The sequence below is a fragment of the Rhodococcus sp. AG1013 genome (assembly GCF_003350365.1).
In the GTDB taxonomy this organism is placed as follows: Bacteria; Actinomycetota; Actinomycetes; order Mycobacteriales; family Mycobacteriaceae; genus Prescottella.
In genome coordinates this window covers 1-23,860 of the sequence record NZ_QQAT01000028.1, presented here as the reverse complement: position 1 = coordinate 23,860, position 23,860 = coordinate 1, and the positions used below count along the sequence as shown (strand labels likewise).

The window sequence follows — 23,860 nt, the reverse complement described above, 5'->3', positions numbered from 1 at the left end:
CGAAGTGCTTGCCACGACCTCGGTCGTGGCAAGCACTTCGTGTTCGGTTCGCGTGTCGCGACAACGCCTGGAATCCGCCGACTGTGTGGAAGCGGAAGCGCTTTCGTTGTCGCGAGCGGTGATCAGTTGATCTGGACCGGGGCCTCGGAGACCGTGCCCGCCGGTGCTGCTGCGGCCGGGGCCGCCGCCGGTGCCGCTGCGGGCGAGTTCAGGATCGTCGTGACCTGCTTGGTGGTCTCGTCGAAGATCATCGATCCACGCTCGAAATCGCTGCGGAAGCCGTTGGCCACCCGGTACTCGTCGCTGATCGGCAGACCGATGTCGCTCAGTGCGCCGCCGGACGCCTGCCACGACTTGAAGATCTCGCCGAGCATCGTGACCACCCCGCCCTGCGGTGAGGTGAAGATGGCGCCGTTCTGGAAGAACGCGTACAGCTGTCCGGTCGCGGTGGTCAGCAGTCCGGTGATGGCGTCGCCCAGCATGCTGCGGTTGCCGCCCATGGCCAGCCATTGCTGTGCGATCGGGTTGGAGTCGGCGATCGACAGGATCCCGTTGACGACGGCCGGAATGTGCTGCGCCAGGTCGAGCGAGTTCCCGCCGTTGTTCCCGCCGTTGTTGTTGCCGCCGTTGTTGCCCGAGCTCGGGTTCGTGGGCGGCGGGCCGCCGACTCCGCCGCCGTAGTTGGCTGCGGCGATGTCACGGATCTGGTTCATCTGGTTGTAGGCGGCGTCACCCGGGCACTCGGTGTAGCCGACGTCGCGGTGCGCGAAGATGATCGGCAGATTCACGGCCGTGCCCAGCGGGTACTTCGTGAACGAGGTGCCCTCGGAGTACATGGTCGTGAAGCCCTTGGGGTTCAGGTTCGCGAGCTTGAGCCGCCAGCCGAGGTACTTGCCCACCGACTCGATCGTCGCGGCCGGTGCGGGGGTGTTGACGAAGTTGCCCATCATGGCGATACCGACGGTGTTCTCGTTGAAGCCACCGGCGTGCGCACCCTGGACGGGGCGGTCGAGGCCACCGAAACGTCCCTCGAAGATCTGGCCGAAGCGGTCGACGAGCACGTTGTAGCCGACGTCGCACCAGCCCAGCGTCTGCGCGTGGTAGGCGTAGATGCCGCGCACGATGCCCGCCGACTGGTCCTTCGTGTAGTTGTTGTTCTCGGCCGTGTGGTGCACGGTCGCGCCGCCGGTGGAGTCGTCGTAGGTCGGGTTCTGGCAGCGGATGCCCTCGTCGGCGCCCCACGCCTTGCGTGAGATCACGTTGATGCCGTTCACCGACGTCGGCGTCGCGATGTCGGAGAGGTTCGAATCCTGCGGTCCGCTACCGGGATTGATGAGGACGGCGGCGATGTCGTTCGCGTTGACGGTGGCCGCGTGGAGCGGCTTGGACACCGCTGCCGGGACGTAGCCCAGCGGCTGCTGCGTCTCGGCCGTTGCGTCCGGGGCCGGGGACTCGGCGGGTGCTTCCGCGGGGGCCCCTGCGGCCGGCGCTGCCTGCTCGCCGGTTCCAGCGGTGCCGGCGGCGGCACCGTCCTTGGGCGACACGAGAATCTGGACCGCATTGGTCTCGCCGACGAACACGGGATCGGTGCCCTGCTTGCCGGACTGCGATGCCATGTCGGAGCTGCCGCTCTCGATCACGTCGGGGGTGAACCACTCACCCCACGACCCGTCGGCGAGCTTCGCGCGGAGCTTCGTGACCGTCGACTCGAGGTCCGGCGCGGTGAGCGCGACCATCGAGAACGGCTCGTCCCGGGTGATCTCCTTGACCGTGGCACCGAGCTGATCGGCCGGGACCGTCGTCGTCTCGGGCGCCGGTGCCGGTGTGGGAGCGGCAATGTCGCCCGGCGCGTCCGGCGTGGTCAGTGACGGCAGGTCGAGCGAACCGCCACCCGGAAGCGGGATCTGGGTCGGCAACGGTAGGTCACGCAGGTGGATGTCCGGGAGATCGAGCCCGGTGAGTTCCTTGAGCGGGATCACGATGTCCGGAACCGAGGCCAGGACGACCTCCGCGATCTGAGTCTCGATCGTCGGGTAGGAATCACTGGCGGAGCGGACATCGGACTGGTCGCTGTTCAGGGCCTGCACCGCGAACGGCGTGGCGACTGCCACCGCGGCGACTGCGGCCAGAACGATCGAGTTCTTCGGTCGACGGTGCGGCAAGGCGAATTCTCCTCGTGGTAGTGCGCGGGGTGTCTTCGTGCGCTGCGAGCGACCTCTCGGCCGGACCGATCCCGGTGGGGTCGGGGTTCGGACTGAATCCTGGGGGCTGCCCCGGGAGGAAGTCCACAGATCATCCGAGGATGTCTGCAACTTGTGATGCAGATGTTACTGATGTGATTGGTGTTACCTCAGTGGTAGCTGTTGCCAACACCAGTCACAGTTGCCACACTAGTCGCAACATCCATAACGCTCAACCTTAGCTTGAGCCTTTTGGGAGTGTGCAGGTCGGGCGGCTGCCTCGCTCCAGATCCACGGCAGCTGCGTCGTCGGCACGACCGTTTCCGGACCTCGCGCGATGTTCCGGACCCTTCACCGATGAGGAGCGCAGTATGGCGACCCCCCGTCTCCGCAGAGTCACGAATCGCGGTGTCCGTATCCGCCGACGATCCGTGACCGGCCCCTCCTGGTCCCTGGCCCGACTGACAGCATTCGGGCTGGCCCCGGCCCTCGCGGTGGGAGCCGTGGTGGGACTCGCCGCATTCGAGCGTGACTCCGAACCCGCGATCGCGCCGGTGGTTGCCGCCGAGACATCCATCACGCTCAACGGTCACGGCTACGGACACGGCCGCGGGATGGGCCAGTACGGCGCCTACGGCTACGCCAAGAATCAGGGTTGGTCAGCGGAGCGGATCGTGGGCCATTACTACGGCAACACCACCCTCGGCCGAGTCGACGACCCGTGGGTGGCCGTGCGACTGCTCGGCCGCGACGACAAGCGCCTCGACGTCTACTCGCAGGCCGGACTCAACGTCGCGGGTCGCTACTTCGGGCCCAATTCCTCCGCGCACCTCACCCCGACGCCGGGTGGCGCCGATGTCACCGTCACCGAGGGGTGCACCGGCCGCGAGATCTGGCGGGGCTCCACCAACCATCCGTGGGTCGACCCGGTGAACCTCGGCGGGAACCGTCCGGCCAACGAACACCTGCGACTGTGCGACGGCAACGTGCCGTATCGCGGCGCGATGAACGCCACGCGCGACGGCAACGGCGCCTGGCGGACCGTGAACCGGGTACTGATGGAGGACTATCTCTACGGTGTGGTGCCGGCCGAATCGGTCCCGTCGTGGGCCGACTCCGGCGGGCGGGAGGCGCTGCGCGCCCAGGCCATCGCGGCGCGTTCGTACGCCGCGGCCGAGCGCCGCTACGGGTACGCGCAGACCTGCGACACCCAGTCCTGCCAGGTGTATCGCGGGTCGTCCAACGAGGACCGCCGGACCACCGACGCGGTGAACTCCACCGCCGGCACCGTGCTCAAGCGCGGTAACCAGACCATGGCCGCCGAGTTCTCGTCCTCGTCCGGTGGATTCACCGCCGGCGGTGTCTTCCCGGCCGTCCCCGACGACGGCGACGTCATGTCGCCGAACCGCAACTGGACGCAGACCGTCACGGCCGGGGCCATCGCGAACGCGTTCGGGGTCGGCGAACTGTTCTCGTTCGAGGTGATCGGCCGCAACGGGCTGGGTGCCGACGGCGGCCGCGTGACCCGGGTGCGGGTCGCCGGCTCGACCCGCACCGTCGAGGCGACCGGCGACGAAGCCCGGTGGAAGCTCGGGCTCAAGTCGGACTGGTTCACCGTGGGCGGCGGTGGAGCACCGGGGCCGATCCCGGGACTGCCGATCCCGTTGCCGCCGGGTTCGCTCGAGTCGATCCCACTGCCGCCGCTGCCGGAGATCACGCCGGGCTCGCTCGAGTCGCTCCCGCTGCCCCCGCTTCCGCCGCTGCCCCCGCTCCCGCCCCTGCCGGGCTCGAGCGGACCACTGCCGATCGCCGAGCCTGTCGATGTCGCGGCCGTCGCCGACGTCGCGGATCCCGAGTCGCTGATCGACGCCAAGTACCGCGACCTCGGGGGACCGGCGGGCAGTCTCGGTGAACCCACCGGCCCGGAGCTGATGCTGCCCGACGAGTCGGGCAAGTTCCGTGCCTACACCGGCGGCACCATCGTATGGACGCCGACGCTGGGTGCGCAGGTCGTCGACTCGAGCGTCGTCCTGCAGCAGGTGCTTCAGGGCAGCGGTGAGATCGAGCCGGGAAGCGCTACCGGATAGAAGGAGGACGCCGACAGCCGGCGCCTAAGGGAATCGGGCAGGAACTCCAGGAGAATCAGCAACTCTCCGTGGATCCTGCCCGATTTCTGTTTTCCGCTCGACCTTGACGTCGCGTCAACCTGCACGCTGGAAGGACCGACGAAGATCGAGGTCGAGGAGGTGCGACGTGAACCGACCCGGAGAGTGGTCCATCCAGCAGTTGGCGCGGATCACCGGAACCACGAGCCGGACGTTGCGGCACTACGGCAGCCTGGGCCTGCTCGAGCCGAGCCGCATCGGGGCCAACGGGTACCGCTTCTACGACCAGGCCGCGCTCGTGCGGCTGCAGCGGATCCTGCTGCTGCGTGAACTGGGGCTGGGGCTGGCCGCGATCGCCGACGTGCTCGGCGGCGAGACCGACGCCGTCACGGCACTGGGCACCCACCTCGACCTGCTCGAGCAGGAACAGGCTCGACTGCAACGTCAGATCGCGTCGGTGCGCACGACCCTGGACAAGACGAGGAGAGGTGAGCCACTGATGGCCGAGGAGATGTTCGACGGATTCGATCACACCCGATACAAGGACGAGGTGATCGAGCGGTGGGGAGAGCAGGCGTACCGGAGCAGCGACGCCTGGTGGCGCGCGCTGCCGGACGCGGACAAGAACAGCTTCCAGCAGGAGCAACTCGACATAGCCGCCGACGAGTTCGCGGGCCTGGCCCAGATGTATGTGGCTGACCCCCGGTTCGCGGCGAACTACGACCGGCACGGCGAGGGGACCGCGTCATTCGTCAGCGACGCGATGCTCGCGTTCGCGCTCGACCTGTAGGCGCTGCGCGCCCGTGGGCCTTTTCGGTGGTTCGCGCCACCGGAAAGGCGCACAGGCGGCGGAGTCGCCTACCCTGTTTTCCGTGACTGCCCAAAACGCGCCCGCACCGTCCGTAGGTCAGTACGACCTGATCGTCGTCGGATCCGGATTCTTCGGTCTGACGATCGCCGAGAGGGCTGCGACGCAGCTAGGCAAGCGCGTGCTCGTCGTCGAGCGCCGCCACCACCTCGGCGGCAACGCGTACTCGGAGGCCGATCCCGAAACCGGGATCGAGATCCACAAGTACGGCGCGCACCTGTTCCACACGTCGAACAAGCGGGTCTGGGACTACGTCACCCAGTTCACCGAGTTCACCGGCTACCAGCACCGCGTCTTCGCGATGCACAAGGGCCAGGCCTACCAGTTCCCGATGGGCCTCGGGCTGGTGTCGCAGTTCTTCGGCCGCTACTTCTCGCCGGCCGAGGCGCGTGCGCTCATCGCCGAGCAGGCCGCCGAGTTCGACAGCAAGGACGCGAAGAACTTCGAGGAGAAGGCGATCAGCCTCATCGGTCGCCCGCTGTACGAGGCGTTCATGAAGGCGTACACCGCCAAGCAGTGGCAGACCGACCCGAAGAACCTCCCAGCCGGCAACATCACCCGCCTGCCGGTGCGGTACACGTTCGACAACCGCTATTTCAACGACACCTACGAGGGTCTGCCGGTCGACGGCTACACCGCGTGGCTCGAGAACATGGCGAAGGACCCCAAGATCGAGGTCCGGCTGAACACGGACTGGTTCGACGTCCGCGACGACCTGCGCGCCGCCAACCCCGACGCCCCCGTCGTGTACACCGGCCCGCTGGACCTGTACTTCGACTACTCCGAGGGCGAGCTGGGCTGGCGCACCCTCGACTTCGAGACCGAGGTGCTGAGCGACTGCGGTGACTTCCAGGGCACCCCGGTCATGAACTACAACGACGCCGACGTGCCGTTCACCCGCATCCACGAGTTCCGCCACTTCCACCCGGAACGGGACTACCCCAAGGACAAGACGGTCATCATGCGCGAGTTCTCGCGCTTCGCGGAGAGCGGCGACGAGCCGTACTACCCGATCAACACCCCCGAGGACCGCGCGAAGCTCGAGGCCTACCGCGACCGCGCGAAGTCCGAGACGGCCAACGCGAAGGTCCTGTTCGGCGGGCGCCTCGGTACCTACCAGTACCTGGACATGCACATGGCGATCGCGAGCGCGCTGTCGATGTTCGACAACACGCTGCGTCCGCACCTCGAGTCCGGTGAGCCGCTGGCCGGAGACCAGGCGTGAGCGCGCTGCTGCAGCGGGTCCTGCTCCCGCGCGCCGGTGAACCGCTCGACGTCCGCAGCCTCTACACCGAGGAATCCGAGACCAACGCGCGCCGCGCGCACGCCACGTCGCGCACGTCGGTCTCGATCGGTGCCGAGTCCGAGGTGTCGTTCTGCAGCTACTTCAACGCGTTCCCCGCGAGCTACTGGCGGCGGTGGACCGTCCTCGAATCCGTCGTGCTGCGGCTCGAACTGTCCGGGCACTGCCGGGTCGACGTCTACCGATCGAAGGCGGACGGGTCCCGAATCCACGTGGAGGGCAAGGAGTTCCGCGAAGGAGTTCTCGAGTTCGACATCGATCTCGGCCCGTTCGAGGACGGCGGCTGGATCTGGTTCGACATCACCACCGACGCCGAGGTGGAACTGCGCAGCGCCGGTTGGTACGCGCCGGTCGACGCCCCGGGTGAGGGCCGCGTCGCGGTGGGAATCCCCACCTTCAACCGCCCCACCGACGCGGTCAAGGCGCTCACAGCGCTGGCGTCCGATCCCCTCGTTCTCGAAGTGATCGACGCCGTGATCATGCCCGACCAGGGCACCCGCAAGGTGCGCGACGAGCCGGGCTTCGCCGAGGCCGCCGCCATCCTCGGCGACAAGCTCACGATTCACGACCAGGGCAACCTCGGTGGCTCCGGCGGCTACAGCCGCATCATGTACGAGGCCCTGAAGAACACCGACAGCCCGTACATCCTGTTCATGGACGACGACATCGAAATCGAGCCGGACTCGGTCCTGCGCGCGCTCGCGATGTCGCGGTTCGCCAAGAGCCCCATGCTCGTCGGCGGCCAGATGCTCAACCTGCAGGAACGAAGCCACCTGCACACGATGGGCGAGGTGATCGACCGCTCCGTCACGATGTGGACGGGTGCGCCGAACGCCGAGTACGACCACGATTTCTCCCAGTACCCGCTGAGCGACCGCGAGAACTCGAAGAACCTGCACCGGCGCATCGACGTCGACGGCAACGGCTGGTGGATGTGCATGATCCCCCGCGTCTGCGCCGAGGAGATCGGTCTCCCGATGCCGCTGTTCATCAAGTGGGACGACTGGGAGTACGCGCTGCGCGCCCAGCGTGCCGGCTACCCGACGGCCACGGTGCCCGGTATCGCGATCTGGCACATGGCGTGGAGCGACAAGGACGACGCCATCGACTGGCAGGCGTACTTCCACCTGAGGAATCGCCTCGTCGTCGCGGCGCTGCACATGCCCGACAGCATCAACGGGCTGGTGCTGCACACGGTCAAGGCCACCGCCAAGCACCTGCTGTGCCTCGAGTACTCCACGGTCGCGATCCAGAACCTCGCGATCCAGGACTTCCTCGCCGGGCCCGAGCACGTCGCCGACCTGCTGCCCACCGCGCTGGGCACCGTCCACGCGCTGCGCAAGGAATACCCCGACGCCGTGGTGCTGCCGTCCTCGACGAGCCTGCCGCTCCCGTCCCGCGAGGACGTGGGCAACGTCAGCCTCCCGACCAACAAGGTGGCCATCGCCACCCGCCTGGTCAAGGGTCTGGTGCACAACGTCAAGAAGTCCAAGCCCGAGCACCTCGAGCAGCCGCAGCTGAACGTGCCGACGCTCGACGCTCGCTGGTTCCTGCTGTCGCAGGTGGACGGTGTCACCGTCACCACCGCCGACGGTCGCGGCGTCGTCTACCGCAAGCGCGACCCCAAGGTCGCGGCGCGGCTGCTCAAGGAATCGCTGCGTCTGCGGCGCGAGCTCGCCGAGCGGTTCCCGGAACTCGCGCGCGAGTACCAGGCCGCCGCGCCGGAGCTGACCAGCAAGGAGAGGTGGGAACGTGTCTTCGGCATCTGAGGTCCGGATCCTGCAGACCGTGCAGGCCACGATCGGGTCCAGGCCCCAGGTGATCCGCGCGGCGCGCGGGCTGTCGCACTTCGGTGAACACGCGCTCGGCTGGGTGGCCGTCGCCGGTGTCGGTGCGGCACTGGACAAGCCGCGACGTCGGCGCTGGGCAGGCGTCGCGGTCGGCGCGGTCGGCGCGCACGCGGCGTCGATCGTCATCAAGCGAGTCGTCCGCCGTCCCCGGCCGAACGACCCGTCCGTCCAGATCAACGTGTCGACGCCGAGCAAGTTGAGCTTCCCGTCCTCGCACGCGACATCCACCACGGCGGCGGCGGTGCTGCTCGGTCGACTCACCGGGCTACCCTTGCCTGCGGTACTGGTCCCGCCGATGCTGCTCTCGCGCCTGGTTCTCGGGGTGCACTACCCGACCGACGTGCTCGCGGGGTCGGCACTCGGCGCCGTGTCCGCAGCAGCAGTGCTGCGGGCCGAGCAGAAGTTTGGAGTGAAATGAGCGAGGAGCCGGCGGTCGTCACCGGACCCCCGAAGACGCTGGCCGGAGGCATCGTCAAGGCCGTCCGTCCGCGCCAATGGGTCAAGAACGTGCTCGTGCTGGCGGCCCCGCTGGCCGCCGGGTCCGTCACACAGGGCGACGTCCTGCTGCCGGTCGCGATCGCGTTCGTCGTGTTCTGCATGGCGGCGTCGGGCATCTATCTCGTCAACGACGCGATGGACGTCGAGGCCGATCGGGCACACCCCACCAAGCGGTTCCGGCCCATCGCGGCCGGCGTGCTGCCGGTCAACATGGCCTACGGCATGGCCGTCGTCCTGCTCGCCGGTTCGATCCTCCTGTCGTTCGTCGCGAACTGGCAGCTCGCGGTCGTCATGGCCGTGTACATCGGGATCCAGCTGGCGTACTGCTTCGGCCTCAAACACCAGGCCGTCCTCGACATCTGCATCGTCTCGTCGGGCTTCCTGCTGCGCGCGATCGCCGGTGGTGTGGCCGCCGAGATTCCGCTGTCGCAGTGGTTCCTGCTGATCATGGCGTTCGGATCGCTGTTCATGGCGGCCGGCAAGCGATACGCCGAGCTCCAGCTGGCGGAGCGCACCGGCGCGAAGATCCGCAAGTCCCTCGAGTACTACACCGGCACCTACCTGCGGTTCGTGTGGACGCTGTCGGCGACGGCTGTCGTGATCTGCTACGGGCTGTGGGCCTTCGAGCAGGATCGCGCGAACGACACCAACCTGTTCGCGATCTCGATGGTGCCCTTCACGATCGCTATCCTGCGATACGCAGTGGACGTCGACGGTGGCGAGGCGGGCGAGCCCGAAGAGATTGCGCTTGGTGACCGAGTGCTCCAGTTCCTCGCGATTGCCTGGATCGGAGTAGTAGGTGTCGCTCTCTACCTCATCTGAGCCGACACGCACCACCGACGAACCCGTAGTTGATCGGAGCCCTCAGGGCAACCGCATCAGCCGCGCCGTGTTCGTCGGTGGTGTCGTCGTCACGGCAATCCTTTTCGCCTGGGGTGCGTGGCAGCGACGGTGGATCGCCGACGACGGGCTGATCGTGCTGCGCACGGTCCGGAATCTGCTCGCCGGCAACGGTCCCGTCTTCAACGCGGGGGAGCGCGTCGAGGCCAACACCAGCACGCTGTGGACGTACGTCGTCTACGCCTTCGGCTGGATCACGCAGGCCCGGCTCGAGTACGTCGTGTTGACGATCGCCCTGGTCATGTCGGTCGGTGCGATCGTGCTGGCAATGTTCACCGCCCGGCGTCTCTACGCGCCGACCATGTCGGCATCGGGCAGCACGATGGTGCTTCTGCCCGCCGGAGTCCTCGTCTACATCGCCCTGCCCCCGGCCCGGGATTTCGCGACCTCCGGTCTGGAAACCTGCCTGGTCATCTTCTGGATCGCCCTGCTGGCGCTGCTGCTCGTGCGATGGGCGCAGGCTGCCGACCCGTCCCGCGCCTCGGTCCTCACACTGGCGTTCGTCGCCGGGCTGAGTCCGCTGGTGCGTCCCGAGATGGCGATCCTCGGCGCCCTCGCCCTCCTCATGGTTCTCCTCTCGACCGGAATGGACTGGCGCTCGAGGACCGCGGTCGTCGTCGTGGCGGGCCTGGTGCCGGTGGCCTATCAGATCTTCCGTATGGGCTACTACGGTCTGCCGTACCCGAACACGGCGGTGACGAAGGAAGCCGGCGGTTCCGAATGGAGCCAGGGCTTCACCTACCTCGGCAACCTGGTCGGGCCGTATCTGTTGTGGCTTCCACTGCTTCTGCTCGGCGTCGGTGCCGGGCTCGTCTGGTGCCTGACCCGGTCCACCCGCACCGCTGAGATCGCGGTTTCCGCGCCGTCGCGGGTACTCCGATTCCGCGGTTGGCTGCGCAGCACCCGTGGGGTCGTGGCCTTCATCCTGGTCGGCGGAGCCCTGTTGGCGGCGTACGCCATTCGCGTCGGCGGCGACTTCATGCACGGACGCACCCTGCTGCCGGCCCTCTTCTGCCTGCTGCTGCCGGTCGCCGTCGTCCCGATCCGCGTGCCGCGGGCAGGGGACCGGCAGGACCGGCGGGCGATGATCCTCAGTGCCGGATCGCTCGCGGTCTGGGTCGGCATCGTGGGGTGGGCCGCATGGGCCGCCAGCCTCGTCGGCATGCCGAACGGCACCGTTGTCGGCAGGAGCGGCATCGTCGACGAGCGAGCGTTCTACTCGCTCAACACCGGCCACAAGCACCCGATCCGTGCCGAGGACTACCTCGACTTCCCGCGGGTACGCGCGATCGTCGAGACGATCGCGGACACCCCGGACGGTGGTTTGTTGATGTCCTCCGGCGCCCAAGATTTCATGTGGGTGGTTCCGCCTCCGGTGCCGATCCCGCCGGGCGGCGCCGGCCACACGGTGTTCTTCCCGATGCTCGGAATGGCGGCGATGAACGTCCCGCTGGACGTTCGTGTGGTCGACAACATCGGACTGGCGAACCCCATCGCCGCGCACACGGATCGACTTGCCGACGGACGCATCGGCCACGACAAGGACCTGCTCCCGGACTGGCTCGTCGCCGACACGGGGATGGTGCCAGTGCATCCGTGGTTGCCGCCGTTCATCGACGAGCGCTGGGTGGCGGATGCTCGAACGGCGCTGACCTGCCCGCAGACCCAGGATCTGCTCACGTCCTATCGCTCGGATCTCACGTGGGCCCGGTTCAAACAGAACCTCCGACGGTCCTTCGAGTTCGCCGACTATCGGATCGACCGCATCCCGGCGTACGAGATCCAGAGGTGTGGGCTCGGAACTCCGACGTCGTGAGGGTTCACCCGGGTCGAAGTGTCTCGTTTGCGTAACGCTACGCTGCGACGGATCGATCCAATCACGTGACGAGCAGCACACGAGGAGACCCCTCGCCGTTGCATTGAGTGCCATTTGTGTCAACGCAAACCGTGACATAAAGTCCACCGAGCGCAGTGTGACTTGGATGAGGTCCGCTACCGGCCTTGTCGAAAGCGGGCCGGTAAATGCCTTGTTTCCCGACGGAATCCGACGGTGCCCACTCTCCTGAGCGGGGCGCCGCAGACGAAGACGAAGAGAGAGCAGTATCCATGCGTTTTGATCGACAAAGGTTGACCCGGCGCTTCAAGCAGCGGGTGATGGCGCTCGGTGCTGCCGCCCTGGTGCTGCCTCTCGCGGCCGGAATCGCGGGCGGTGCAGTCGCAACTGCCGCTCCGGCGCGCGCCGTTGCTCCCGCGGGCGGATACGAAGAGCTCTCGGTGCCTTCGTCGATGGGGCCGGTCAAGGTGCAGGTCCAGTGGGCCGCCCGTGGTGGCGACGCCGCTCTCTACCTGCTCGACGGTCTTCGTGCTCGTGATGACGCCAACGCGTGGACCTTCGAGACCAACGCACTCGACCAGTTCCGCCTCGACGACGTCACCCTGGTGATGCCGGTCGGCGGCCAGTCCAGCTTCTACACGGACTGGTACGCGCCCAGCAACTTCAACGGGCAGCAGATCACCTACAAGTGGGAGACGTTCCTGACCAAGGAACTTCCGGCCTACCTCGCGACCCGCGGTGTCTCGCGCAGCAACAACGCCGTCCTCGGACTGTCGATGGGTGGCTCGGCCGCACTGACGCTGGCCGCGTACCACCGGGACCAGTTCAAGTTCGCCGGGTCGCTCTCCGGGTACCTGCACATCTCGGCGCCCGGCATGCGTGAGGCGATCCGCGTCGCAATGCTCGACGCCGGCCGCTTCAACGTCGACTCGATGTGGGGCCCGCCGTGGAGCCCCAACTGGCTGCGCAACGACCCGTTCGTGTTCGCGCCGAAGCTCGAGGGCCTGTCGATGTACATCTCGGCGGCGAGCGGTCTGCCCGGCAAGTACGACAAGCCGCGCAAGGCCATCGACTACTACAACGCGGCGAATGCGATGGGCCTCGAGGCGCTGTCGCTGGCGAACACCCGCGCGTTCCAGCTGCGCCTGGCCACGCTGAAGATCCCGGCCACCTACAGCTTCCCGGCGAACGGCACCCACGCATGGGGCTACTGGTCGGACGAACTGTGGAAGGCCCGCGGTCAGATCCTCGACGCGCTCGGCGCTCGGTGACCGCAACCATGACCTGAACCGACATGCCATCCTCCACGCCCTCGGGCGCGGGGGATGGCATGTCGCATTCTGTAACGACAAATTCACTATCCCACCAGCGCGGCAACCCCACTTCGAAGGTCCTTCCGTGTAGTAAGGAAGCGATGTTCTGGCCCAGTTGGGGGCGTCCGCCACGACGAAGGAGAGTTGTCCCGATGCGATTAGGTCTCGAGCGGCCACAGCGCCGCGAAGGAGCCGGGGGAGGTTGGCGCAAGCGGGCGCTCGGCTTCGCCGCGGCCGCGCTCGTGCTGCCGATCGCGGCGGGCCTGACGTCGGGTGGCACCGCTGTCGCCCAGTCGATCGGCTCCCCCGAGGCGCCCTCGACCATGCAGTCCGGGGTGCCGGGCACCGTCCAGCGCGTCGACTGGCTCACGGATCGTCGGGTCGCGGTGTGGGTCAATTCGCCGTCGATGGGCGTCCCGATCCAGGTGCAGCTGCTGCTCGCACGGGACTGGAATGCCAAGCCGGACGCCAAGTTCCCCGCCGTCTTCATGCTCGACGGCATGCGTGCGCGCGACGACGAGAACGGCTGGACGCTCGACACCGACGCCGAGGCGTTCTTCGCTGACAAGAACGTCAACGTGGTGCTGCCGATCGGCGGCAACTCCAGCTTCTACGCCGACTGGCTCGACCAGAACAACGGTCACAACTACCAGTGGGAGACGTTCCTCACCAAGGAACTCCCGCCGATCCTCGAGGGCCAGTGGCGGACCACGCAGACGCGTGGTGTCGTCGGCCTGTCGATGGGCGGCACGTCCGCGATGATGCTCTCGGCGCGCAACCAGGGCTTCTTCAAGTTCGCCGGTTCGTTGTCGGGCATCCTGACGACCACGACGCTCGGTATGCCGCAGGCCATCTCGTACGCGATCAACGACGCCGGCGGATTCGACGCCGACGCGATGTGGGGCAACCCCACCAACGACGCGTGGGCCGCGCACGATCCGTACCTGCTGGCCGACAAGCTCAAGGGCGTCAGCCTCTACATCTCCAGCGGTAGCGGAACGACGGGTCCCTACGACCAGCCGTCCGGCATCCCGGGCATCAGCACCAACTACGCGGGCATGGGTCTCGAGATCCTGTCGCGCCTCACGTCGCAGACGTTCACGACCAAGCTGCGCAAGCTGAACATCCCCGCAACCGTGAACTACCGTCCGTCGGGCACGCATTCGTGGCCGTACTGGGAGTTCGAGCTGCACCAGCTGTGGCCGCAGCTCGCCAACTCGCTCGGCGTCGAGGTCGACAAGCCGGCCTGCGGTCCGAGCGGTGCCATCGCGCCGGTCGCGAACGGCAACAAGTGGATCGGCGACTGCCTCACCGGTGAGTACTCCGTGCCCGGCGGTGTGGCGCAGGACTACCGCTTCGGTCGGATCTTCCACTCGGGTAGCGGTACATACCCGGTCGCGGGACGCATCGGTGGTGCGTACCAGGGTGCCGGCGGACCGGCCGGTGACCTCGGAATGCCGACGACCCCCGAGATCGTGCTGGCCGACGGCCGCGGGCGTCTGAACCATTTCCAGAACGGTTCGGTCTACTGGACGCCGCAGACCGGCGCGCACGCGGTGAGCGGTCCGATCCGGGACACCTGGTCCAAGCTGGGCTGGGAGACCGGTGGACTGGGCTACCCGACTGACGACGCGGTCAAGATCCCGGGCAAGGAAGGCCTGATCCAGAGCTTCGAGGGCGGTGCCGTCTACTGGACCCCGCAGACCGGAGCGAACGCGGTTCAGGGCCTGATCATGAAGAAGTACGGCGAACTGAACTGGGAGAACGGCTGGCTCGGCCTGCCGCTGACCAACGAGGTTCCCGTCAAGGACGGCGGTCGCTTCAACCGGTTCCAGAACGGCAACATCTACTGGAGCCCCGCCAGCGGCGCATGGTCGGTCAAGAACGGCCCGATCTTCGACGCCTGGAAGGGCGAGAACTACGAGAACGGCCGTCTCGGCTTCCCGATCGGTGACCAGCGAGACATCCCGGGTGGTGTCGAGCAGAACTTCCAGCATGGTGTCATCACCATCAAGGACGGCAAGGCAGCGATCCGCTGACCTGTAGCTGACTACGTGCGGGCGGTGACCGGATCAGACGATCCGGTCACCGCCCGTGCCGCATCTGTAGCCTGTTTCAAGAGTCTGTACCGGTACGTACACCGATACGACCCAAGTCAACGCAAGGACTGATATGCACTTCTTACGCACTCGTTCCGCGCTGGCCCGCACTGTGGCCGTCGGCGCTATGACGCTCGCTGCCGGCAGCCTGCTGGTCGCCTGTGGCGACGACGACACGACGGCGACGGGCAGCCCCACCACCACGACGGCGGCGGCGTCCACCACGTCCAAGGCGCCCTCCGGTGGCGGCGCGTCGGCGGCCCCGGCGGCTCCGGAGCAGACTCCCGCACAGGGATCGGGCGGCGGTGCCACCCAGCCGGTCGAGGAGCCGCAGGCAGTGCCGAGCGGCTTCCCCGGCCCGACCGAGGTGCCGATCTCCCCGCGCGGAGAGGCCTTCCTCAACGGGCTGAAGAAGGAGGGCATCACGCCCGCCTCCGACGGCTTCATCGCGGTCTCGACGGCCGACTACATCTGTGCTGCCGGCGAGCAGGGCAGCTCGGACGCGGAGATCGCCACGTTCGTCACCGCCGCCGTCGGCAGTGAGGCGAGCGCGGCCGGTCAGGAGCTGACACCGGAGCAGGCCGGGAAGAACGCCCAGGTCTACATCCGTGTCGCGCAGGCCGAGTACTGCAGCAAGTAGCAATCGATGACTGTGAGCGGACGCGGGACGCGTAAGTCGGGGAAGAATCGGGGACGTAGGCGCTTCGGGATCGTCGCCATCGTGGCGGCGCTCCTCGTGCTGGTCCTCGTGCTGTTGGCGATCTGGTATCTGCTGGCGGGGCGCGTGCCCTCGCCGGTACCGCCGACGCCTCCGGGGCCGACGACGCCCAGCGCGCAACCGGCCGACTGCCCGGATGTCCAGGTGATCTCGGTTCCGGGTACGTGGGAGTCGAGTATCGGCGACGACCCGCACAACCCGACCGCGAATCCCGCGTCGCTCATGCTCAACGTCACCCGGCCGCTGCAGGAGAGCTTCTCTCCGCAGCGTGCCGACGTGTACACCGTCCCGTACGTCGCGCAGTTCTCCAATCCGATCGCGCTCCCGCCGGACGGTCAGGAGTCGTACAACAATTCCCGGGCCGCAGGTACCGAGGCCACCATCGACGTCATGGAGCGCCGGTACGCCGAATGCCCGCTCACGACGTACGTGCTGGCGGGCTTCTCGCAGGGCGCGGTCATCGCGGGCGACGTCGCGGCGCGGATCGGGGCCGGCGACGGGCCGGTGCCCGCGGACCTGGTGCTGGGCGTCGGCCTCATCGCGGACGGCCGGCGGGATCCGGCGGCGGCACCCACCGTCGGGCCGCCGGTCGCCGGTGTCGGCGCCGAACTGGCGCTCTCCGGGCTCAAACTCCCCGGCATCACGATGACCGGCCCGCGGCCCGGCGGGTTCGGCGCGCTCTCGGACCGGGCGTTGCAGATCTGCGCGCCCAGCGACGGAATCTGCGATGCCCCTGCCGAAGCGCTCAAGGTCGGAAACTGGCTCAGCAGTGCGTCGCGTCTCGGCGAGTACTACAACAATCCTGTTCACGCGCTGTACAACTCGTTCGTCGTCGACGGAAACGGGACCACCGCGACGCAGTGGATCACGAACTGGGCGACCGAGAAGATCGAAGCGGCTCCGACGCCTGCGCACGAGTAGCGGTTCGCGCCCGGACGCACCGAGTCGCACCGAGTCGGCGGAAGTGGCTACCTGGCGGTCAGTTGCGCGGTAGTGTCCGTGCTCGCGGCCCGATCACGGGTCGTAGGGGTGGGTCCCTATGCTGATGGGTTGGTGCCCGATGGGCCCAACCATGCTCGCGTGCGTGAAGTGAGGAAGAAGGCTTTGATGAGTTCCACCGACGACTCGGGTATCCGAGTGCCGCGTAAGTTCCGGTTCGCGGCCGGTGGCGAGGGGAACGCCGAGGAAGGCGGTGCCCGTCGATTCGTCAAGCTGGCGCAGAAGGCCGAGGAACTGGGCTACGACAGCTTCATGATCCCGGACCATTTGGGCAACCAGGTCGGACCGATCGCCGCGCTCGGCGCGCTCTCGATCGCCACGGACAAGATCCGGCTGGGCACGGCTGTCCTCGCCAACGGCTTCCGTCATCCCGCGGTCCTCGCGAAGGACGCGGCCACCATCGACGTCCTGTCGGGTGGTCGCCTCGAGCTCGGTATCGGTGCCGGGTGGATGAAGGAAGAGTTCGACAAGGGCGGCATCGAGTACGAACGCCCGGGTGTCCGAATTGCGAAACTCGAAGAGTCCCTGCAGATTCTGGACACGCTGCTGCGTGGCCAGGAGTGCAACTTCGAGGGCGAGCACTACCGGATCAGTGGTCTCAAGGGCAGCCCGCGCCCGCGACAGGGCCCGCGCCCGCCGATCGCGGTCGGTGGCGGTGGACCGAAGATGCTGGCGCTGGCGGCCAAGTACGCCGACATCATCTCCGTGGCCACCCCGACCAATGCGGAGGGCCGGCTGCTGCTGTCGGGCATCACGATGGAGAACACCATCGCCCGCGTCGAGCGGATCCGGGACGCCGCGGGTGATCGCTTCGACGACATCGAGCTGAACTGGACCATCACGATGATCCTCATCACGGATGACCGTGAGCAGGCGGCGGAGATGGCACTGGCGGCCCTCGATCAGGGATTCCCCCCGAACATCGAGGTAGACGTCAAATTGTCGGTCGAGGAGATCCTGAACTCGCCGTACCTGGCGATCGGGTCGTACGACGAGATCGCGGATCAGATCCGTAACGTACGCGAGAAGACGTCGATGTCATATGTGGGTGTGTTCCCGACTCAGATGGAAGCTTTCGCGCCGGTGATCCCATTGCTCCGAGGCGAATAGATCGATGCACATCTGTAACATGTTGCTGGTTTCGAGTCGATGGAGTGACTCGTAGGCATGTCGTCTACGTCCCGAAAGTTGCGAGTGACTACCACTGAACAGGGTAGCCACGAGCGGCGACAAGTAGCAGGCCGGCACCGACCAAGCAGTGAGAAGCAATTGAATCCGCGCGGCGAAGGAAGTCTGGGGCGCAATCATGTCGGTTGATGGTTGTGTGATCGCTTCGACAGGAGAAGGAATGAACGCAATGTTCGACGACTACCTCGACGAACAGGGCCACATCCGGCTCACGCCGGGTCACACGCTGATCGACTATGTCGACGAGCACACGCGCAACAATGCGGGCGAACTGGTGTACCGGTACGTCGACTACTCGCGTGAGCGTGACGGTGAGGCCCACGAGCTGACGTGGGGTCAGTTCGGTCTGCGTCTACGCGCTGTGGCGGCGCGATTGCAGCAGGTCACCGAATTCGGTGACCGCGTCGCGATCCTCGCTCCGCAGGGCCTCGACTACGTCATCTCGTTCTTCGCGGCGATCCATGCCGGCCGTATCGCGGTCCCGCTGTTCGACCCGGACGAGCCCGGCCACACCGACCGACTGCACGCGGTCCTCGGCGACTGCGAGCCGGCCGCGATCCTCACCGCGACGTCGTCCGCTGCAGGTGTGCGCCAGTTCTTCCGCGCGCTGCCCGCCGCGAAGCGCCCCCGGATCATCGCCGTCGACGCGATCCCGGACAGCGTCGGCGACACGTGGGTCCGCCCGGACGTCGGTCTCGACGACATCGCGTACCTGCAGTACACGTCCGGCTCCACCCGCACCCCCGCGGGCGTCGAGATCACGCACCGTGGTGTCGCCACCAACGTGCTGCAGATGGTCGACTCCCTCGGGCTCAGTGAGCACTCGCGTGGCGTCACGTGGCTGCCGCTCTACCACGACATGGGCCTGCTGACCGTGATCCTGCCTGCGCTGGGCGGGCAGTACATCACGATCATGAGCCCCCGCGCGTTCGTGGCGCGTCCGTACCGCTGGATCAAGGAACTCGCGGCGATCGCCGACGGTGCCGGCACGTACGCGGCCGCGCCGAACTTCGCGTTCGAGCACGCCGCGGTGCGCGGTCTGCCGAAGGACGGCGAGCACCTCGACCTGAGCAACGTCATCGGCCTGATCAACGGCAGCGAGCCGGTCACGGTGTCGTCGATGCGCAAGTTCAACGAGGCGTTCGCGCCGTACGGCCTGCCCAAGACGTCGATCAAGCCGTCGTACGGCATGGCGGAGGCCACGCTGTTCGTGTCCACGACGCATCCGTCGGACGAGGCCAAGGTCATGTACGTCGACCGCGACGCGCTCAACAACGGCCGCATGGTCCAGGTCGACCAGGACGCTCCGGGCGCTGTCGCGCAGGTGGCGTGCGGTGCCATCTCGCGCAGCCAGTGGGCCACGATCGTCGATCCCGACACCGCGTCCGAGCGCCCCGACGGCTACGTCGGCGAGATCTGGCTGCACGGCGACAACATCGGCCAGGGCTACTGGGGTCGTGAGCAGGAGACTGCCGAGACCTTCCACAACAAGCTGCTCGAGCGGTTGCCGGAGAACACGCACGCTGCGGGCGCGCCCGACGACGCCAACTGGCTGCGCACCGGCGACTACGGCGTCTTCGTCGACGGCGAGCTGTACATCACCGGTCGCGTCAAGGACCTGGTGATCGTCGACGGTCGCAACCACTACCCGCAGGACCTCGAGTACTCGGCGCAGGAGGCGAGCGCTGCTCTGCGCCCCGGCTTCGTCGCCGCGTTCGCCGTGCCGGCCAACCAGCTTCCGGCGGTCGTGTTCGAGAACTCCCACTCGGGTCTGGAGTTCGACCAGGACGACGCGTCCGAGCAGCTGGTCATCGTCGCGGAACGGGCGCCGGGTGCCGGCAAGGCCGATCCGCAGCCCGTCGCCGACGCGGTCCGTGCCGCCATTTCGTCGCGTCACGGCGTCACCGCGCGTGACGTGCTGCTGGTGCCGGCCGGTTCGATTCCGCGTACGTCCAGCGGCAAGCTGGCGCGCCGGGCCTGCAAGGCGAGCTACATCGAGGGAACGCTGCGTGGCGGTCACGCCCAGACCGCTTTCCCCGATAGCGTTTCCGACTAGTCCTTTCCTGATGGGTAGCTTGGTGATTTGATGGCTGAACACGAGATGACGGTCGCGCAGCTGCGCGAATGGCTGCGTAAGTGGATCGCGGAGGCCACCGGGCAACCGGTCGCTTCGATATCCGACGATCGACCGCTGGAGGAGTTCGGGCTCTCCTCCCGCGACGCGGTCGCGCTGTCGGGTGAGATCGAGGATCTCGTGGGTGTCACGCTCTCCGCGACGATCGTCTACCAGCATCCGACCATCGCCTCGTTGGCCACCCGCATCATCGAGGGCGAGCCGGAGTTGCCCGCGGAGGCCGAGGACGCCTCGTACTACCGCGGTGGCTTCCCGGCCGGGCAGTCCCACGACATCGCGATCGTCGGTTTGGCGACGCGGTTCCCGGGCGCCGGGCACACCCCGCAGGAGATGTGGAAGCTGCTGATCGAGGGCCGCGACGCGGTCACCGATCTGCCGGAGGGCCGCTGGGCCGAGTTCATGGCCGATCCGTACGTGGCGGCGGCCGTGGAGAAGGCCGCCACCAAGGGCGGCTATCTCGACGACGTGCAGGGCTTCGACGCGGAGTTCTTCGCGATGTCGCCGCTCGAGGTCCAGAACGTCGACCCGCAGCAGCGCCTCGCGCTGGAGCTGACGTGGGAGGCGCTCGAGCACGCCCACATCCCGGCGAACCAGCTCAAGGGCCGCGAGGTCGGTGTCTTCCTCGGCTCGTCGGCCAACGACTACCAGCTGCTCGCGGTGAGCGATCCGGTGTCGGCGCACCCGTATGCGCTCACCGGCACGTCCACCGCGATCGTCGCGAACCGTGTCTCGTACTTCTACGACTTCCGTGGCCCGTCGGTGGCGCTCGACACCGCGTGCTCGTCGTCGCTGGTCGCCGTCCATCAGGCGGTGCGCAGCCTGCGTGCCGGTGAGTCGGAGATCGCGCTGGCCGGTGGCGTCAACATGCTGCTCGCGCCGCCCGCGACCCTCGGCTTCGACGAGGGCGGCATCCTCACCGCGGACGGCAAGATCAAGGCGTTCTCGTCGGACGCGAACGGCATCGTCCGCGCGGAGGGTGGCGGCGTCGTCGTGCTCAAGCGTCTCGAGGACGCCGAGCGTGACGGCGATTCGATCCTCGCGGTCATCGCGGGCACCGCCGTCAACCAGGACGGCCGCTCCAACGGCCTGCTGGCGCCCAACCCGGACGCGCAGGCCGACTGCCTGCGACACGCGTACCACGATGCGGGGATCGCCCCGACCGGCGTCGACTACATCGAGGCGCACGGCACCGGCACCATCCTCGGCGACCCGATCGAGGCGGATGCCCTGGGCCGCGTCGTCGGGCGGGGGCGCGACGACGACAAGCCGGCGCTGCTCGGCTCGGCCAAGACCAACTTCGGTCACCTCGAGGCCGCCGCGGGCGCCGCGGGCCTGATCAAGGTTGTGCTCGCGATGCGTGAGGACGTCATCCCGGCGTCGCTCAACTACGCGGGCCCCAACCCGTACATCCAGTTCGACAAGGCGCACCTGCAGGTGATTCCGGAGGCCACCGCGTGGCCGCGGTACACCGGCAAGGCCGTCGCGGGCGTGTCCGGTTTCGGTTTCGGTGGCACCAACGCGCACGTCGTGGTCCGCGAGTACACCGGTCCCGCCGCGGTCGCCGACGCCGATGCGGCTCCCGTCGACCTCGACCACGAGAACACCACCATCGAGGCCGAGGCCGAGCGGATGCTCGCCGAGGCCGCCGAGTCGGTGGGCCTGTCCGATGCCACCGAGACGGCGGTCGTGCTCGCGGTGTCGGCGTCCCTGCCGTCCCGCCGTCGCCGCGCCGCGGAGGACCTCGCCAACTGGCTCGAGACGGAGGAGGGCAGCCGCACGCCGCTCGCCGACGTCGCGCGCACCCTCGCCAAGCGCAGCCACGGCCGCTCCCGTGCCGTCGTCATCGCCAAGACCCGCGCCGAGGCCGTCACCGGCCTGCGCGCCGTCGCCGCCGGCAAGCCCGCGCCGGGTGTGCTGTCCGCCGACGCACCCGCGTCGAAGGGCCCGGTCTGGGTGTTCTCGGGCTTCGGCTCGCAGCACCGCAAGATGGCCAAGCAGCTGTACCTCGAGAACGCGGTCTTCGCGGCCGCGATCGACGAGGTGGACGCGCTGATCGAGGACGAGGCCGGCTACTCCATGAAGGAGAAGTTCCTCGACGACTCGGTCGACTACGACGTCGAGACGTCGCAGGTCGGCATCTTCGCGATCCAGGTGGGTCTGGCGCAGACGCTGCGCCACCACGGCGCCGACCCGGCCGCACTCGTCGGCCACTCGATGGGCGAGGCCGCCGCCGCGTTCGTCTCGGGCGGCCTGTCGCTCGAGGACGCCGTCCGCGTGATCTGCTCGCGTTCGCGCCTGATGGGCGAGGCCGAGGGGCTGCTCGAGGGCGACGACATCCGCCTGATGGCGCTGGTCGAGTACACGGCCGACGAGATCGAGAAGGTCCTGCCGGACTTCCCGCATCTCGAGGTGTGCGTGTACGCGGCGCCGACCCACACCGTGATCGGTGGCCCCGAGCCCGAGGTGAACGCGATCGTCGCGCGCGCCGAGGCCGAGGAGAAGATGGCCCGGGTCCTCAAGACCAAGGGCGCCAGCCACACGTCGCAGGTCGATCCGCTGCTCGGTGAGCTCGCGGCCGAGTTGGCCGGTATCGAGCCGCACACGCTGAAGGTCGGCCAGTACTCGTCGGTCGACCAGGACACCTTCTACCCGGCCGGGCACGCCCCGATCCATCCGGTGGAGTACTGGACCAAGGGTCTGCGGCACAGCGTGTACTTCACCAACGCCGTCAAGGCCGCGGTCGACGCCGGACACACCACGTTCGTCGAGCTCGCGCCCAACCCGGTGACGCTGATGTCCGTCGCGGCCACCGCGTGGGCTGCCGGTGTCGCCGACACGCAGCTGATCCAGACGCTCAAGCGCAAGGAGGACGAGCCGCTCGGCGTGCTGACCGCCCTCGCGCAGCTGTACGTCCACGGGCATGCGGTGGATCTGCCGTCGCTGCTGCCCGCCGGCGACTACGCCGACCTGCCGCGCACCGCGTTCCTGCGCAAGCGGCACTGGATCGACGCGCGGGTGTCGTCGGCCGGCAACACCCGGGTCCCCGGCGCGCATGTCGCGCTGCCCGACGGCCGGCACGCGTGGGAGGTGCAGGCGTCCGCGGTCTCGGACCTGAACGCCCTGGTCACCGCCGCCGCGTCGCAGCTGTTCGCCGATGTCGCGCTCACGGGCGCCGTCGCGCACGGTGACGTGCCGTCGACCGGAACCCTGACCACGACGCTGGTGCCGCACCTCGGTGGCGCGTCGGTGCAGGTGCATGGCAAGGCCGGCAACGCGTTCGCGCTGGTCTACGACGCCGTCGTGTCTTCGGGCGAGGCACTGCCGGAGCCCGCCCTCGCTGCCGTCGCTGCCCCGACCACCGTGTCGGACCAGGTGCAGGGCGAGGTTGTCGAGACGTTCGGTGACCGGTGGGATCCGAGCAGCTCGCAGTCCCTCGAGGATCGGTTGACGATCATCGTCGCGGAGTCGATGGGTTACGCGCCGGAGGATCTGCCGGGGGAGATTCCGCTCGTGGAGCTGGGTCTGGACTCGCTGATGGCGGTGCGGATCAAGAACCGGGTCGAGTACGAGTTCGACATTCCGCAGTTGCAGCTGGCGGCCGTGAAGGACGCGAGCATGCAGGACGTCGCGAAGTACCTGCACTACGCGGTCGAGAACCGCGAGGAGGTCGCGGCCCTGGCCGCGCAGCAGCAGGCGGAGAAGGAGGCCGGGGAGACCGTTTCGGCGGCGGTCCCGGAGCTTCCGGATGCTGCCGAGGTCGAGGATGCTCCGGCCGAGTCCGGCGATGTCGATGTGCCGCCGCGTGATGCGGCCGAGCGTCTGACGTTCGCGTCGTGGGCGGTGGTGACGGGCAAGTCGGCGAAGAGCATCT

The 23,860-nt window shown here is 67.9% G+C and carries 15 protein-coding genes; 14 read left to right on the top strand and 1 reads right to left on the bottom strand.

The window, feature by feature from the left end; translation table 11 throughout:
• Positions 1-122: 122 nt before the first annotated feature.
• Positions 123-2,162, bottom strand: coding sequence for an N-acetylmuramoyl-L-alanine amidase (locus DEU38_RS25245; protein ID WP_114724129.1), 2,040 nt, complete (start codon positions 2,160-2,162; stop codon positions 123-125).
• A gap of 389 nt (positions 2,163-2,551) precedes the next feature.
• Here DEU38_RS25245 and DEU38_RS25240 point away from each other — a divergent pair, with 389 nt between their 5' ends.
• The 14 genes from DEU38_RS25240 to pks13 all read left to right on the top strand — a co-directional run.
• Positions 2,552-4,267: a SpoIID/LytB domain-containing protein gene (locus DEU38_RS25240; protein WP_114724128.1), complete on the top strand. Its 1,716-nt coding sequence runs from the start codon at positions 2,552-2,554 to the stop codon at positions 4,265-4,267.
• A 166-nt stretch (positions 4,268-4,433) separates the two neighbouring features.
• Positions 4,434-5,075: a MerR family transcriptional regulator gene (locus DEU38_RS25235; RefSeq protein WP_114724127.1), complete on the top strand. Its 642-nt coding sequence runs from the start codon at positions 4,434-4,436 to the stop codon at positions 5,073-5,075.
• A gap of 82 nt (positions 5,076-5,157) precedes the next feature.
• On the top strand, positions 5,158-6,378 hold the full coding sequence (gene glf, locus DEU38_RS25230; RefSeq protein WP_114724126.1) for a UDP-galactopyranose mutase: 1,221 nt from the start codon (positions 5,158-5,160) through the stop codon (positions 6,376-6,378).
• Positions 6,375-8,225, top strand: coding sequence for a glycosyltransferase (locus tag DEU38_RS25225; RefSeq protein ID WP_114724125.1), 1,851 nt, complete (start codon positions 6,375-6,377; stop codon positions 8,223-8,225). The genes glf and DEU38_RS25225 overlap by 4 nt, the downstream gene beginning before the upstream one ends.
• Positions 8,209-8,724 (top strand): phosphatase PAP2 family protein, encoded by a 516-nt coding sequence (locus DEU38_RS25220; protein ID WP_114724124.1) that lies wholly within the window; start codon positions 8,209-8,211, stop codon positions 8,722-8,724. Before DEU38_RS25225 ends, DEU38_RS25220 begins: the two co-directional genes overlap by 17 nt.
• Positions 8,721-9,626 carry a decaprenyl-phosphate phosphoribosyltransferase gene (locus DEU38_RS25215; RefSeq protein WP_114724123.1) on the top strand — a complete coding sequence of 302 codons (906 nt, stop codon included), beginning with the start codon at positions 8,721-8,723 and terminating at the stop codon, positions 9,624-9,626. The genes DEU38_RS25220 and DEU38_RS25215 overlap by 4 nt, the downstream gene beginning before the upstream one ends.
• Positions 9,604-11,520, top strand: coding sequence for a flagellar motor control protein ZomB (gene zomB / locus DEU38_RS25210; RefSeq protein WP_114724122.1), 1,917 nt, complete (start codon positions 9,604-9,606; stop codon positions 11,518-11,520). The genes DEU38_RS25215 and zomB overlap by 23 nt, the downstream gene beginning before the upstream one ends.
• A 290-nt stretch (positions 11,521-11,810) precedes the next feature.
• Positions 11,811-12,809, top strand: coding sequence for an alpha/beta hydrolase family protein (locus tag DEU38_RS25205; RefSeq protein ID WP_114724121.1), 999 nt, complete (start codon positions 11,811-11,813; stop codon positions 12,807-12,809).
• Between the two features lie 194 nt (positions 12,810-13,003).
• Positions 13,004-14,890 carry an alpha/beta hydrolase-fold protein gene (locus DEU38_RS25200; RefSeq protein ID WP_114724120.1) on the top strand — a complete coding sequence of 629 codons (1,887 nt, stop codon included), beginning with the start codon at positions 13,004-13,006 and terminating at the stop codon, positions 14,888-14,890.
• A 133-nt stretch (positions 14,891-15,023) separates the two neighbouring features.
• A complete protein-coding gene (locus DEU38_RS25195; protein WP_114724119.1) occupies positions 15,024-15,590 on the top strand; it encodes a DUF732 domain-containing protein in 567 nt (188 codons plus the stop codon).
• A 6-nt stretch (positions 15,591-15,596) separates the two neighbouring features.
• Entirely contained in the window at positions 15,597-16,589 is a 993-nt protein-coding gene (locus tag DEU38_RS25190; protein WP_114724118.1) for a cutinase family protein, read from the top strand.
• Between the two features lie 186 nt (positions 16,590-16,775).
• The gene (locus DEU38_RS25185) at positions 16,776-17,777 is read left to right on the top strand and encodes an LLM class F420-dependent oxidoreductase (RefSeq protein ID WP_114724117.1); all 1,002 of its coding nucleotides are present in this window, start codon (positions 16,776-16,778) and stop codon (positions 17,775-17,777) included.
• A gap of 238 nt (positions 17,778-18,015) precedes the next feature.
• Positions 18,016-19,911, top strand: coding sequence for a long-chain-fatty-acid--AMP ligase FadD32 (gene fadD32, locus DEU38_RS25180; RefSeq protein ID WP_114724116.1), 1,896 nt, complete (start codon positions 18,016-18,018; stop codon positions 19,909-19,911).
• A 45-nt stretch (positions 19,912-19,956) separates the two neighbouring features.
• The coding region (pks13, locus tag DEU38_RS25175; protein ID WP_114724165.1) for a polyketide synthase Pks13 at positions 19,957-23,860 on the top strand (3,904 nt) is incomplete at its 3' end.

Coding starts and splice junctions, on each gene's coding strand:
- fadD32 (WP_114724116.1), top strand. CDS start 18,016: ATGAACGCAATGTTCGACGACTACCTCGACGAACAGGGCCACATCCGG.
- DEU38_RS25195 (WP_114724119.1), top strand. CDS start 15,024: ATGCACTTCTTACGCACTCGTTCCGCGCTGGCCCGCACTGTGGCCGTC.
- DEU38_RS25190 (WP_114724118.1), top strand. CDS start 15,597: ATGACTGTGAGCGGACGCGGGACGCGTAAGTCGGGGAAGAATCGGGGA.
- DEU38_RS25185 (WP_114724117.1), top strand. CDS start 16,776: ATGAGTTCCACCGACGACTCGGGTATCCGAGTGCCGCGTAAGTTCCGG.
- DEU38_RS25215 (WP_114724123.1), top strand. CDS start 8,721: ATGAGCGAGGAGCCGGCGGTCGTCACCGGACCCCCGAAGACGCTGGCC.
- DEU38_RS25205 (WP_114724121.1), top strand. CDS start 11,811: ATGCGTTTTGATCGACAAAGGTTGACCCGGCGCTTCAAGCAGCGGGTG.
- DEU38_RS25200 (WP_114724120.1), top strand. CDS start 13,004: ATGCGATTAGGTCTCGAGCGGCCACAGCGCCGCGAAGGAGCCGGGGGA.
- DEU38_RS25240 (WP_114724128.1), top strand. CDS start 2,552: ATGGCGACCCCCCGTCTCCGCAGAGTCACGAATCGCGGTGTCCGTATC.